The organism is Paraliobacillus sediminis (assembly GCF_003426055.1).
In genome coordinates, this window is record NZ_QJSI01000001.1 from 794,404 (window position 1) to 807,985 (window position 13,582).

Annotated in this window: 13 protein-coding genes; 10 read left to right on the forward strand and 3 right to left on the reverse strand. The window is 36.0% G+C overall.

Going from position 1 to position 13,582, the window contains the following annotated elements:
- Nucleotides 1–70: 70 nt before the first annotated feature.
- Complete coding sequence (gene ggt, locus D2K60_RS03505; RefSeq protein ID WP_117168598.1) at nucleotides 71–1,711, forward strand: gamma-glutamyltransferase; 1,641 nt, start codon at nucleotides 71–73, stop codon at nucleotides 1,709–1,711.
- Between the two features lie 50 nt (nucleotides 1,712–1,761).
- Here the strand turns inward: ggt and D2K60_RS03510 are convergent, their stop codons facing one another.
- A complete protein-coding gene (locus tag D2K60_RS03510; protein ID WP_117168599.1) occupies nucleotides 1,762–2,145 on the reverse strand; it encodes a hypothetical protein in 384 nt (127 codons plus the stop codon).
- A gap of 374 nt (nucleotides 2,146–2,519) precedes the next feature.
- Here D2K60_RS03510 and D2K60_RS03515 point away from each other — a divergent pair, with 374 nt between their 5' ends.
- Complete coding sequence (locus D2K60_RS03515) at nucleotides 2,520–3,308, forward strand: SDR family oxidoreductase (RefSeq protein ID WP_117168600.1); 789 nt, start codon at nucleotides 2,520–2,522, stop codon at nucleotides 3,306–3,308.
- Between the two features lie 35 nt (nucleotides 3,309–3,343).
- On the opposite strand, the gene D2K60_RS21095 is transcribed toward D2K60_RS03515, so the two are convergent.
- Nucleotides 3,344–3,472: a hypothetical protein gene (locus D2K60_RS21095; protein ID WP_275896235.1), complete on the reverse strand. Its 129-nt coding sequence runs from the start codon at nucleotides 3,470–3,472 to the stop codon at nucleotides 3,344–3,346.
- Nucleotides 3,473–3,865: 393 nt separating this feature from the next.
- On the opposite strand from D2K60_RS21095, the gene D2K60_RS03520 reads away from it, so the two are divergent.
- A complete protein-coding gene (locus D2K60_RS03520) occupies nucleotides 3,866–5,095 on the forward strand; it encodes a dicarboxylate/amino acid:cation symporter (protein WP_117168601.1) in 1,230 nt (409 codons plus the stop codon).
- A 251-nt stretch (nucleotides 5,096–5,346) separates the two neighbouring features.
- On the opposite strand, the gene D2K60_RS03525 is transcribed toward D2K60_RS03520, so the two are convergent.
- A complete protein-coding gene (locus tag D2K60_RS03525; RefSeq protein WP_117168602.1) occupies nucleotides 5,347–5,535 on the reverse strand; it encodes a hypothetical protein in 189 nt (62 codons plus the stop codon).
- A gap of 402 nt (nucleotides 5,536–5,937) precedes the next feature.
- Here D2K60_RS03525 and D2K60_RS03530 point away from each other — a divergent pair, with 402 nt between their 5' ends.
- The 7 genes from D2K60_RS03530 (at nucleotide 5,938) to D2K60_RS03560 (ending at nucleotide 13,569) form a co-directional block, all read left to right on the forward strand.
- Nucleotides 5,938–7,008 carry a TRAP transporter substrate-binding protein gene (locus D2K60_RS03530; protein ID WP_240335226.1) on the forward strand — a complete coding sequence of 357 codons (1,071 nt, stop codon included), beginning with the start codon at nucleotides 5,938–5,940 and terminating at the stop codon, nucleotides 7,006–7,008.
- A gap of 96 nt (nucleotides 7,009–7,104) precedes the next feature.
- Nucleotides 7,105–7,599 carry a TRAP transporter small permease gene (locus D2K60_RS03535; RefSeq protein WP_117168603.1) on the forward strand — a complete coding sequence of 165 codons (495 nt, stop codon included), beginning with the start codon at nucleotides 7,105–7,107 and terminating at the stop codon, nucleotides 7,597–7,599.
- Between the two features lie 11 nt (nucleotides 7,600–7,610).
- Complete coding sequence (locus D2K60_RS03540) at nucleotides 7,611–8,885, forward strand: TRAP transporter large permease (RefSeq protein WP_117168604.1); 1,275 nt, start codon at nucleotides 7,611–7,613, stop codon at nucleotides 8,883–8,885.
- 20 nt (nucleotides 8,886–8,905) lie between these two features.
- A complete protein-coding gene (locus tag D2K60_RS03545) occupies nucleotides 8,906–10,519 on the forward strand; it encodes a PucR family transcriptional regulator (RefSeq protein WP_117168605.1) in 1,614 nt (537 codons plus the stop codon).
- A gap of 101 nt (nucleotides 10,520–10,620) precedes the next feature.
- The gene (locus D2K60_RS03550; RefSeq protein ID WP_117168606.1) at nucleotides 10,621–11,889 is read left to right on the forward strand and encodes a M20 family metallo-hydrolase; all 1,269 of its coding nucleotides are present in this window, start codon (nucleotides 10,621–10,623) and stop codon (nucleotides 11,887–11,889) included.
- On the forward strand, nucleotides 11,876–12,655 hold the full coding sequence (locus tag D2K60_RS03555; RefSeq protein ID WP_117168607.1) for a dihydroorotate dehydrogenase electron transfer subunit: 780 nt from the start codon (nucleotides 11,876–11,878) through the stop codon (nucleotides 12,653–12,655). The genes D2K60_RS03550 and D2K60_RS03555 overlap by 14 nt, the downstream gene beginning before the upstream one ends.
- Nucleotides 12,655–13,569, forward strand: a complete 915-nt coding sequence (locus D2K60_RS03560; protein WP_117168608.1) for a dihydroorotate dehydrogenase — start codon at nucleotides 12,655–12,657, stop codon at nucleotides 13,567–13,569. The genes D2K60_RS03555 and D2K60_RS03560 overlap by 1 nt, the downstream gene beginning before the upstream one ends.
- The last annotated feature ends 13 nt before the right edge of the window (nucleotides 13,570–13,582 follow it).

The following is a 13,582-nucleotide window of genomic DNA, read 5'->3' on the forward strand; positions in this document are numbered from 1 at the left end:
ATAAAATAAAGAATATTAGAAATAGTTTGATTTAATTTTTTAAAAAATGCAATCTGAGAGGCTGATAACGATGAAATCATACCGACCAACAACTATGGGGATGAATGGCATGGTGACAACCCCTCATTACTTAGCGTCACAGGCAGCAATTTCAATTTTGCAAAAAGGAGGAAATGCTGTCGAAGCGGCGATTACAGCTGCATCCGTCTTGTCGGTTGTTTATCCACATATGAACGGTTTAGGTGGGGATAACTTCTGGCTGATTCATAATGCGACAACAGGTGAAACAAAAGGGTTAAATGCAAGTGGTAAGTCCAGTGAAAATGCAACGATTGAATGGTATATAGAAAAAGGGTATAATCGTATTCCATTACGAGGCTATGGAGCCGCGAATACAGTTCCAGGCGCGCTTTCTGGTTGGGATGAGGCTTATACTTATGCAAAAAATGAAATGGATTCCGAGTTAGAGTGGTCGGAACTATTACAAGGTTCGATTGACTATGCAGAAAAAGGTTTTCCGGTGACACCAAGTCAGGAAAAATGGACGCGAACAAATAATGATTCCACACAAAAGGAGAACCGTTATTTGCAACGGTTTGACGGATTTAAGAAGACATATCTTAAAGAAAATAACGACATCTACCAAGTAGGAGAAGTGTTTAAGCAATCGGATTTAGCTAAAACGTTGAATGTTATAGCAGAAGAAGGTGTAGCAGCATTTTATCAAGGAAAGATAGCCGATAAAATTGTAGCAGATATGAAGAAAAACAGAGGATTATTATCGAAGGACGATTTTGCTAATCATCGTGCGGTTTGGGTAAATCCTATCGCAACAGATTACCGTGCGTTTAAAGCTATTAATCTACCACCAAATACGCAAGGTCTGGCTTCACTGATGATTCTTAATACGCTAAATCAGATTGATTTTAGTAAGGTAAAAGAAGGCGAAGACCAGTACATCCATTATATTGTGGAAGCAACGAAAAAAGCGTTTGAAGCTAGGGATAAATATGTGACAGATCCTGCATACTTAGAGGCGCCGATCACACATTTGTTGTCTAAAGAATATGGAGAAGCGCGTGCGAAAGAGATAGTGGAAGGAGAAAAAGCAAAAGAGTTGGCTCGTTTAGATCCAAAAGGAGACACCGTCTGGTTTGGTGTTGTTGATTCAGCTGGTAATGCCGTTTCGATTATTCAAAGCATCTATCATGATTTCGGTTCAGGAATTATACCTGAGGGAACAGGAGTCCTCCTCCAAAATAGAGGGAGTTTCTTTGTTCTTGATGAAAACCATATTCATGGTTTAGCACCGAATAAAAGGCCATTCCATACACTTAATCCGGCTATGTTACTAAAGAATAATAAACCACACTTGGTATACGGAACAATGGGCGGAGAAGGTCAACCGCAAACACAGGCTGCTTTAGTTACGCGCATAGTCGATTATCAATTTGATCTACAACAAGCGATAGAAGCACCGAGATGGCTTTATGGGCGAACATGGGGAGAGGAATCCAATTCGCTTAAGGTAGAGAATCGTCTTTCTGAAAAAACGTTAGCTTCTTTAAGGAAAAAAGGGCATGATATCGAAATTGTACCGCCATTTTCTGATGTAATGGGTCATGCGGGAGCAATTTTGATTAATCAAAAGAATCAGGTGCTATTTGGCGCTGCAGATCCTAGAGGTGATGGAGCTGCAATTGGGTATTAAGGTAAAACAAAGAGAGAAGCGGGATATATGTCCTGCTTCTCTCTGTTTATTTAGAACCTTTTTATAGCTAATCGCAAAGCAGGCTTCCTGTTACGAACTGTTTCTTTGTTGACCTTGAAGAAAATCTTTTTGAATAGTGCTTCCAATTCAGGGTATTCCGCTTCAATAATAGGGATTACTTTTGATAAAGAGCCATTCTTTAAGATACCTTCTACAATCACACACTGCTTTTCTAGTTTGTCCTCACATTCTAGTGCTAAAAATTGACGATCATTCCGAACGAAATTGCATACTACCGTGTAGCTAGCAGTCGTATTAGGATTGCTCGGATCGCCGACGTGAATCTTTGTCGGTTCATCAAAAATTGGTCTATCTAATCCATTTCTTTTTCGTTTATAGTCGCTGAAATCAATTACATTGTTTTTCACTGACATAATAAACTCTCCTCGCTTTCTGGATTAGTAGTACATGACTGTTTTCGTCTTACTAGAAGAGATGAGAAGGCTTGATCCAATTATATCACCTTATGTTACAAAAGAGGTAGTTATTCTAAATCTATTCCAAGTTAGCGTTTGCGTTTGAAAATAACTAGCGAATAGCTATTACTAAAATAATAACGATTCCCCAAAACGGTAAACAAAATAGCAATCCCCATTTCAGCCCCGTAAGGAAATCATTTTCTTTCAATGTAATCTTCTCCTTTGCGTATTCTTACTGGTAGTCTTGCCAAGTAAGCTCTAATTTAGTCTTAGATATACATACTAAAACACCTATTGGAAATAATAAAGAAAAAAAGAGGTATGTTATGATGACAGAAAAATTATTAGTTGGAAAAGTAGCATTAATAACTGGTGCGAGCTCAGGGATTGGTAAAGCAGCAGCTATTCGACTTGCCAAGGAAGGCGCAAAAGTTGGCCTTGTTGACTTAAAGGAAAAAAATGCGGAAGCGGTTAAAAGTGAAATTGAAAAAATGGGTGGAGAAGCAATCATCACCGATACAGATATTTCTGATCCAGTGCGTGTGAAAAGTAGTATTGAGGAGATTGTCAGTAAGTGGGGACGTCTTGATGTCGTTTTTGCTAATGCAGGTATAAATGGAAAAGTTGCGCCTATTGAAGATATCACGCCTGAGGAATGGGACCAAACGCTGAAGACAAATTTGAAAAGCACATTTCTAACTACGAAGTATGCCATTCCTCATATGAAGGAAAAGGGTGGTAGTATTATTATCACAAGTTCTATTAATGGCAATAGGACATTTTCTGGGATTGGTATGTCAGCATATAGTTCAAGCAAAGCAGGACAGGTTGCATTTGGTAAGATGGCAGCTTTAGAGCTTTCTACTTATCGGATAAGAGTTAATATTATTTGCCCGGGTGCGATAGAAACGAATATTGGTAAGAATACATTTGCTGAACAGGATAATCTTAAAAAAGTTCAAATACCAGTCAATTATCCAAATGGAAGCCAGCCACTAGAACATAAGCCTGGTGCTCCTACTCAAGTTGCGGATCTGGTATGTTTTTTAGCATCGGAATCTTCGAGCCACATAACAGGTACAGAGGTATATATTGATGGTGCTGAATCTTTATTGTGAGTTTATTATTCAATGAAAAAAGCATCCCAGCTTTCTTAGGGATGCTGGATAATATGTCTTCTTTCTTCAATTACTTTATCAGCCCTTTTAGCAACTACCATCAAGCTCATTATACATACACCTATGATACAAACAAGTAAAGTGCCTAGAACAAATAGGATCATGGTCTACCCCTCCTGTATTAGGTAATATTTTCTTTAAATTCATTATACATTATTATGTAAGCGGTTACCAAACAAAAACGTTCCTTACTTTTCGCGTTATTCTGCATTTTGGCTTTAATGAAAGGTCATCTGTAATCTAATATAAAAATTTGAAAATTGACAAATGACTGTTTTTATATTTCAATTAAAAAGCCGTATATTTTAAATGTTTTAAAAATGATGTCGGATAGTCAATTTCATAACACGTTTTTTTTCGATTTATGTCCGCTTATAATTGGATTAGACCATTCCCGACCTATATACGGGCATAAATTGCAGAAGGTAATCATGAAATTGATTTGGATAATAGAAGTAGTCTAAATAGTAGACTTAATTATACAGGGGGTTAGCAATATGAGCTTAACGAAAAAAATATTTATTGGTCTTATACTTGGTTTAGGGATTGGCATACTATTACATTTTACAGCCCCTGATTTATTTATTACACTGGATAGTTATATATTTGGTCCACTTGGTACGGTTTTTCTTAATTTAATTAAAATGTTAGTTGTTCCAATTGTTTTTTTCTCGATCACGTTAGGAACTGCTTCCTTAGGTGACCCAAAAAAGTTAGGGCGAATTGGTGGTAAAACGATTGGCTTTTTCTTAATAACAACAACAATTGCCATTTCAATCGCGATAGGTTTAGCTTACTTATTTAAGCCTGGAAATACAGGAATCGATACATCAGGTGCTGATTATGAATCTACTGCAGCGCCATCCGTAGTAGAAACGTTTACAAGTATTATCCCTACAAATCCGATTCAATCAATGGTAGAAGGAAATATGTTGCAAATTATAACCTTTGCTGTTTTTGTGGGCTTTGCTTTAGCGATGCTTGGTAAGAAAACAGAAGGTATTTATAAATTAGTAGAACAAGGAAACGAATTAATGATGTTTCTAGTAAATATCATTATGAAGTTCGCGCCATATGGTGCATTTGGTTTATTAGCTTCTGCAGTTGGTAGAATGGGATTAGATGGTCTCGATGCGATGTTCTCTTATATGAGTATTGTTCTAATTGCTTTATTCATTCATGGAATTGTAACGTATGGTTCAGCAGTTCTGTTTATTGGAAAGATGAATCCAATCTTATTTTTCAAGAACTTCTTCCCAGCTATGACCGTAGCCTTTAGTACATCAAGTAGTAGTTCGACACTACCAATTTCAATGAAAACTGCGCAAGAAAACTTGGGTGTGCCTAAACCAATTAGTAGTTTTGTTCAACCATTAGGTGCAACAATAAACATGGATGGAACAGCTATTATGCAAGGTGTGGCAACGATATTTATTGCTCAAGTTTATGATACAGAACTATCATTTGTCCAATTGATGATGGTTGTTCTGACTGCAGTACTAGCAAGTGTTGGTACAGCTGGAGTTCCAGGTGTAGGTCTAATTATGTTAGCAATGGTGCTAGAACAAGTTTCCTTACCAGTTGAAGGTATAGCATTAATTATCGGTATCGACCGTTTACTTGATATGGCTCGTACTGCTCTTAACATTTCGGGTGATGCAGCATGTGCTGTTATCGTAGCTGAAACGGAAAAGAAGTACGATAGTGAGCCTGTTTTAGAAAAATAGCGTTATGTTTTAAGTGGAGACTGCATCGAAAAGATGTGGTCCTTTTTGTGTTTTTTTATAGTGATAGTATATCTAATGTTACAGAATTGAAGGTGAGAAAGCTCATTCCTTTAGGGATGGGAGTGTCAAGTATGGATTGTTCATGATACATGTTCAACTTTGTTTTGCAAGGCAACGCTGAATTCTGCCGAAACGCAACAAACAAAAAGGAAAAGATGGATGTATACATCCTTCTTTTCCTTTTAAGAAACTTAGAAAAGCTGTTTTAGCCCAAAAGTATTTGTGAACTCATCGAAGTCTAGATCTAATTGATCGCAATAGAATTTAATATCTCCAAAGAAATCAAAATTTGGTTCTACAGGCATATCTCTATTTTCTGCATAAAAAAGAATTAAACTATGAAGTTCTTTGAAAGCTTTAACTTTCTTTGATTCTGTCATCTTTATCATTCCTTTTCCTGTTAAAATTACTTATTGAATAATAAGTAGAACTTAGTATATCGTACTAGATGATTTTACGCAAAAATACTATAATTGTTTAATCGGACAAAGCAAAATCTTATTGAAAAAGATAAATCACTATAAGAATAAGGAGGGAATGAACCAATGTTAAGAATTATTTCAATTTATAACGCTAAAAAGACCGCTATTTTGTAATATTACATGTAATTATCACGTCATATGTAAGGTAATCTGACATGCGGAATTAACTAAATTGACAAAATTCATTATTGCTTTAACTAAAAAAATAAAGTAACCTTTAGTCTAAACAGACAAAGTAATATTCTGAAAATTCTAGTAAAGTAGTGAGTAAGTAAAAAAATATAAAAAGGGGCGATCAATTTGTTTAAAAACAAGATAATGTTTTTTATACTTTCAATTTTATTTGTATTAGTACTAGCGGCATGTGGTGGTCAATCAAGTGAAGGCACAACTGATAGTGGAGAAAACACGAATGGTGATGAAGAAGGCTATGATCCAATTACTATCACATTCAGTCATAATCAGCCTGTCGGTAGTCCAGAGGATATAGGAGCAGAGAAATTCAAAGAACTAGTAGAAGAAAAATCAGACGGAAATGTCACAGTTGATTTGTATCCTTCTTCTCAATTGGGCAGTTTACGCGAACAGGTAGAAGGTACGCAAATCGGTGAGATTGATATTACGATGCAACCATCGGCAGTAGTATCGCCATTCGTTGATGACATAAAAGCAGTTGATCTTCCTTACTTATGGCCAACTGAAGCAGAAGAAATGTATGAAGTCTTAGATAGTGATGTAGGTGACGAATTACTAGCAACATTAGAACAAGGTGGTTTTAAAGGTCTCGGTTTTTGGCCTGGAGGGTACAAGCTATTCACAACAAATGGAATTGAAATTCATGAGCCTTCTGATTTTGAAGGAGTAACAATGAGAACAATGGAATCTCCTATTTTACTAGCACAATATGAGACTTGGGGAGGAAATCCTGTTCCAGTACCATATGCAGAAGTATATAATTCTTTACAACAAGGCGTAGTAGATGGACAGGAAAATCCGCTACAAACGATTTTCTTAAATAACTATCATGAAGTACAAGATACAATTGTGGAAAGTTATCACGGTGGAATGAATTACGTGCTAATGGCAAACCAATCATGGTTTGAGGGCCTTCCGAGTTCTGTAAAAGATATTATTACGGAATCAGAAGAAGAAGCTAGAACCGTAGCACGCGAGGCTTTGACAGATACAGAAGATGAGTATCGTCAACAAATAATTGACTCTGGAGTTAATTATTATGAGTTAACGGAAGAAGAGATAGACGTATTCCGTGAAGAATCAGTTTCTGTACATGAAGAATACTATAACACGGATGAACAACAAGCATTGTTACAAAAGATTTATGACAAAATTGATGAAGTAACAGCTGAATAATGACTTCAAAAAGGGGCTTCCTAAGGGTAGTCCCTTTAATGAAATTATTATATAACCTATAGAATGTGATGCGACATGATTTTTAGGAGGTAAGACATGAAATATTTAAATAAAGTAGAAGAATTCCTTATAGCAAGCACCCTGCTTATTGTTACAGTCGTTTTGTTTGTTAATATCGTTCTTCGTTACGGTTTTTCAAATAATACAAGCTGGGCAGAAGAATTTATTCGTTATGGGATGATATGGATTGCTTTTATTGGTTCAAGTGTTTGTTTTCGAAAAGGAATGCATGTGGGAGTAGATTTTTTAAGTGAATTACTGAAAGGGAAAGTCAAAAAGGGGTTACGTTTATTTGTTAATCTTGCATCAATGGTGTTCATGGTATTTTTAATTAAATACAGTATTGATTTAGTCTTGTTTACGCAAGAAATGGGGCAAATTACACCATCCTTACAAATTCCACTTTTTTATATATACTTAGCTATTCCAATTGGATCAGCATTATCACTATTACATTTAACTATTCAAACCGTACAGATTATTCGAAATAAAGAAAAAGTAGAAACGTTAGCAGAAACTATACAAGATTAGGGGTATAAAACATGATTTCTTTATTATTAATTTTGATCATAATTCTTCTTTTTGCTAGTACTCCCATTTTTGTTGCATTGGGGTTATCGTCATTTTTAGCGGTCACACTCTTAAGTGATATAGAACCTATGATATTAATTCAACGGTTATTTGGTGGTCTCGATCAATTTGCGTTGATGGCATTACCATTTTTTATATTAGCAGCAAATATTATGGACGTTGGTGGACTCTCCAAAAGGATTTTGCGCTGGTCAAGTGCACTTGTTGGTCATATTACGGGCGGTGTCGCGATGACGACTCAAGTATCCAGTATGTTTTTTGGAGCATTATCAGGTTCTAGTCCTGCAACTGTTATTGCAATTGGTAAAATCATGTATCCAGAATTGCTTCGAAAAAAATATGATGAAAAATTTTCATCAGGACTTCTAGCGTCTGCAGGCGCAATCTCACTCATTATACCTCCAAGCATTACGTTAATTATTTTTGGTTCTGTGACGGGTGTTTCAGTTGGAAGCTTGTTTATAGCAGGTATCGGGGCGGGAATTATCTATGGAATATCATCAATTATTTACATTTATTACTATGCAAAGAAAAACAAATTGCCTAAAGATAAACGTGCATCTGGAAAGGAAGTTCTTGATGCCACGCTTAAAGCCTTTTGGGCTTTATTAATACCAGTAATTATTTTAGGTGGGATTTACTCAGGGATTTTCACACCTACAGAGGCAGCAGGTGTATCGGCTGTTTATGCACTGTTTGTTAGTACGGTTATTTACAAAGAGATGACCTGGAAGTCTTTTTACCAAACATTAGTCGATTCAGCAATTACAACAGGTCAAGTACTTGTGTTAGTAGCAGCAGCACAATTATTAGGTTGGATTTTGACACGCGGTGGCGTTCCACAGCAAATCGCTTCCTTTATAACTGAAAATATTGATTCGACAATCATTTTCCTATTGTTACTCAACATCGTACTTTTAGTTTTAGGAATGTTTATGGAAGGTGTTGCAGCAATTACGATATTGGCACCGTTAATTTTTCCAACTGCAATGTCCATGGGTATTGATCCTGTACATCTAGGTGTAATTATGATTGCGAACTTAGCAATTGGGATGTATACACCACCCTTTGGGATTAACATATTTGTAACACAAACGATTACCAAGCTTAATATGGTCCAAATGTTACCAGGTTTACTTCGCTTTTTTGCCGTTAATATGGTCGCGTTGATCGTGATTACATATTTTCCTGAGAGTTCGCTATTCCTTGTAGATTTACTCGAATAATTATATTGGTGGGATGAAAATTGGCAATTACTTTAAAGCAAGCTCTAAAAATAGGTGGTTTAAGAAAGTGCGATGTAGTAGCAGGTAAACAGGGGCTCGATTGCCAACTGAATTATGTAACAATCATGGAAGTTCCAGACATTGTTCGTTGGTTAAAAGGGAAAGAACTATTAATTACCAGTCTGTATCCAATTAAAGATGACCAGCAGGCAATAAATAATTTAGTGAAAGAGCTTCATGCAAAAGGAACATCTGCTCTCGCGATTAAAGCACATCGCTTTATTGAAGAGATTCCACAAGTTATTTTAGAAGAAGCAGAGAAGTATAACTTTCCAATTATTGAAATTCCAGAGGAAGTAAGTTATTTAGATATTCTTTCACCTGTTATGAATGTGATTTTTGATGAAAAGGTAGTTATTCAAGAGGATTTAGAACAAGCCTACAAATTATTAGATGAAATAAAATTAAATAAATGGACAACACAACAATTTATTGAAACACTTACCCATCTAATGAAATATGACATTCGTATAGACAGTTTTGTTCCATATTTTAATATGACGACGACATCCGAATATGTTTTAGCTTCACTAACAGATGAAGAAATACGAGAATTGGAGATTATTCAACGTCCAACAAGATTAAGTAGATGGAATGAGACATTGTCAGTTAAACAAGATTGTATTATAGCTCCAGTAATGATTGAAGGACGCATGTTTGGCGCAATTACGAGTATGAACGTAGAAAAAGAGTTTTTAGAAGTTGATCTAGCTATATTAGAGCGCGCGACAACGATGCTATCGATAGAATTTATGAGAAAAAAAGCAAGCTACGAATTAGAGCAACAATACAAAAGTGATTTTTTTAGAGAGTTACTCTTTTCGCCCATTCAGCACGAGGATTCTATGCTAGAAAAAGGCAGAATGCACGGATTTGATTTAAATAAAAAATATTATTTCTTATCACTTCAATTTATGGAAAGTGAAAAAGGGATAACTTTTATTGCCGATTTAGTTAGTCATTTAGAGCTAATCTGTTCTAAATTTGATTCGAATATTATTATAGGTGCGATGCAAAATAATATTTTTCTCCTTTATCCGTCGATTAACAAAACGCGAGATAGAATGGACCAAGATTTTCACTCAATATATAAAGAAATGAAAAGAAAAGTTTCAGGCGATTTATATATTGGTGTCGGTAGTATTGCGACAGAGCTAAATGATATTGTTCGAGGTTATCAGCAAGCAAACCAAGCTGTTATTATTGGTCGAACGTTATATGATAGCAAGTCGATAATATTTTATCAAGATTTAGGTTTTTATCGCTTATTAGCTGAAATAAAAGACACCAATGAAATTAAAAAGTTTTATAATGAATCGCTAGGTAGCTTGATTGAATACGATAAACACCATGATCTAGAATTGGTTCAGACGCTACAAGTCTATTTTAAAAATAATGAATCAATATCCAAAACGGCGAAAGAGTTATATATTCATATTAATACAATGAAATACCGTCTTCAACGAATTAAAGTTATATCAAACTTACATGTCAAAAATGCGGAAGATAAACTAAATCTACAAATTGGATTGAAAATTCACAATTTTATAAAAAAAGACTATCGATTTAGATAAAAAAACCAAGGTATTCATGTCTAGATAGACAAAGAAAGCGTGGCGTTAATTTGAGAAAATAGAAATAAGAAAAAAAGAGTAACTATGAAGGATGAGGAATAATGCAAAAACAGTCAGGGGAGAGAATTCAAGCTACGTTAGATGCATTTAACTCGATTGGTGACACAGGTGAAGGAATGCAGCGCCTTGCTTTTACAAAAGAAGATAAACAAGTCCAGCATATGTTTATTGATTTTTGTAAGCAAGCTGGTATGCATGTAACAAGGGATCAAATCGGAAATATTATTGCCAAACGAAAAGGGGCACTTAAAGATGCACCTGCAGTTGCAATTGGATCGCATTTAGATACGGTTTACAATGCTGGAAAATTTGATGGTACGGCTGGTATTGTAATTGGACTAGAGCTTATTTATCGCCTGAATGAAAAAAATACGACTACTTTATATCCGATTGAACTTATATGTTTTGTTGCAGAAGAGTCTGCTAGATTTGGGATGTCTACGATTGGTAGTAAGGCAATGGCAGGAAAATTAAGTATGAAAGCAATGGAAAAATCCATAGATAGCAAGGGAATAAGCTTACTAGAAGCAGTGAAAAGTAACGGTGCGGACATCAGTTCTTTGCATCTTGCCAAAAGGAAAAATAGTGAACTTCTTGGTTTTATTGAACTTCATATTGAGCAAGGGTTAGAGCTGGAACAATCAAATAAAAAAATTGGGATAGCAACAGCGATCGCTGCACCGACTAGATTACATGTTGAAGTGAAAGGAAGAGCAGCTCATTCGGGATCTACGTCAATGGAGTATCGTAAAGATGCTTTAGTTGCCGCTGCACAACTTGTGTTAGCGGTTGAAGAAGCAGCAATAAAAGAGAAGCGATACAAAACAGTTGCCACAGTGGGTGTATTTGATGTCTATCCTGGTGCGATGAATGTAGTTCCTGGAAGAGTAAGTTTCAAAGTTGATATTAGAGGGCAAGATATCGCTTCTAAACAACGTATTATCGATCAACTACAGAAACATATCGAACGCTTAGAAGAAAAAGATGGTATTTTCACGACTACAGAAGTGTTAAGTGATGAAAAACCAATTATCTTAGATGCCGACATGCAACATGTTTTAAAACAAGCATGTAAGACACTCTCAATCGAATCGTTAGCGTTAATGAGTGGAGCAGGACATGATGCAATGAATATGGCATTAATTTGTCCAACGGCATTAGTTTTTATCCCTTCCTACAAAGGTATTAGTCATCATCCAGAAGAGTTTACATCTATAAAAGACATGGTTATTGGTGCGGATGTATTAGAGGAAGCGGTGTTGCAACTAGCCAATGTCAAAGAAGGGATGGTAAAAAATGAAACAATATAAGGCGCCAGTGCTTTCGAATCAACAAGTAAGTGAGCGATATTGGCATATGGTTGTAGATACAACCATAATCGATTCGTCCATTGATCCGGGCCAGTTTTTTCATATTAAATGTGCAGATAAATATACACCATTCCTGCGACGTCCACTTAGCGTCTATCGAATTAATAAAAACACGGTCGAATTTCTCTATTTAGTTAAGGGTAAAGGAACAACGGAAATGACCAAGATAGTGGAAGGGGAAACAGTTGATTTGATGGGACCTTTAGGAAAAGGATTTGTCATAGATCCTACTTCGAAGACGGTCTTGCTGATTGCACGTGGTGTTGGGGTTGCAACGTTAGCTGCTGTAGCACAAGAAAGTCATGAAAAAAATATACATTGTGTCGCTATTTTATCAGCCAGGAGAAAGGATGATTTATTGGCTGCTGAATTTCTAGAAGGATTCGGTGTAGAAGTCTACAAGGTTACAGAAGAAGATGGTACCAGTGATGTTGTGGATGTAAGGAATATGATTGTCAATGAAGTTTTCAGAAAATACAAAATAGACTGTATTTATACGTGTGGATCTCGCAGACTCTCACAAATGTCGCAACTAATTGGAGAGCAATTTGATATTCCAGGTCAAATTGCTTTAGAGGAGCATATGGGTTGTGCGTTAGGGGCGTGTTACGCGTGTGTGTGTGATATACAAGAAGAAGGTGTAACGAAGTCTGTTCGTGTATGTATCGATGGTCCAGTTTTTCCTTTAAGTAAGGTGGTTTTGTAATGGTGACCAAAGTAAATACCACAGTAAAAATAGGTTCATTAATATTGAAAAATCAAGTAATGCCAGCATCTGGCGCTTTTGGTATTGAAATGAAAGATGCAATTGATTTTAATCTATTAAGTGCTATCGTGCCAAAAAGTATTACAAAATTTCCTCAAGCCGGTAATGCGAAACCTAGGATTTGTGAAACAAGTGCTGGAATACTTAATTCCATTGGAATACAAAGTAAGGGTATCTCCTATTATTTAACGGATATTATTCCTTCGTTCAAACCCTATGATGTCCCACTAATTGCTAGTATCTCTGCGGAATCAATTGAAGAATTTGTAGAAATGGCAGACGTTTTGGGAAATCATGATGAGGTAGCGGCATTAGAACTGAATATATCGTGTCCTAACCTAAAGGGAGATGGGAAAGCTTTTGGTATGGATGCTACCGTTACGTTTGAGCTTATTTCGCAAGTTAGGAAAGTTACAAAAGTACCATTGATCGCAAAACTTACGCCAAATGTAACAAGCATTCAAGATATTGCAATCGCTGCAGAAAAAGCTGGAGCAGATGCTTTAAATGTTGCAAATACGATGTTAGCGATGGCGATTGATGTGGATACTAGAAAACCTTTGATCGGAAATGTAATGGGTGGATTATCAGGACCTGCAGTTAAACCAATTATTATTCGAATGATTTATCAAGTTGCTCAAGTCAGTTCGTTGCCGATTATTGGTTGTGGTGGTGTTATGACAGGAAGAGATGCGTTAGAAATGATAATTGCAGGTGCAAGTGCGGTTCAAGTTGGTACAGCAAGTTTCATTCAACCAACGGCTTTAACTGATATTTTAGCTGAAATAGAATCGTATTTAATAGAACATGAAATAGAAGATATTCATGATCTGATTGGATCTGTAGTAGTTTAATCGATAGGAGGAT

Coding starts and splice junctions, on each gene's coding strand:
- D2K60_RS03515 (WP_117168600.1), top strand. CDS start 2,520: ATGACAGAAAAATTATTAGTTGGAAAAGTAGCATTAATAACTGGTGCG.
- D2K60_RS03555 (WP_117168607.1), top strand. CDS start 11,876: ATGAAACAATATAAGGCGCCAGTGCTTTCGAATCAACAAGTAAGTGAG.
- D2K60_RS03560 (WP_117168608.1), top strand. CDS start 12,655: ATGGTGACCAAAGTAAATACCACAGTAAAAATAGGTTCATTAATATTG.
- D2K60_RS03520 (WP_117168601.1), top strand. CDS start 3,866: ATGAGCTTAACGAAAAAAATATTTATTGGTCTTATACTTGGTTTAGGG.
- D2K60_RS03525 (WP_117168602.1), bottom strand. CDS start 5,535: ATGACAGAATCAAAGAAAGTTAAAGCTTTCAAAGAACTTCATAGTTTA.
- D2K60_RS03535 (WP_117168603.1), top strand. CDS start 7,105: ATGAAATATTTAAATAAAGTAGAAGAATTCCTTATAGCAAGCACCCTG.
- ggt (WP_117168598.1), top strand. CDS start 71: ATGAAATCATACCGACCAACAACTATGGGGATGAATGGCATGGTGACA.
- D2K60_RS03550 (WP_117168606.1), top strand. CDS start 10,621: ATGCAAAAACAGTCAGGGGAGAGAATTCAAGCTACGTTAGATGCATTT.
- D2K60_RS03510 (WP_117168599.1), bottom strand. CDS start 2,145: ATGTCAGTGAAAAACAATGTAATTGATTTCAGCGACTATAAACGAAAA.
- D2K60_RS21095 (WP_275896235.1), bottom strand. CDS start 3,472: ATGATCCTATTTGTTCTAGGCACTTTACTTGTTTGTATCATAGGTGTA.
- D2K60_RS03540 (WP_117168604.1), top strand. CDS start 7,611: ATGATTTCTTTATTATTAATTTTGATCATAATTCTTCTTTTTGCTAGT.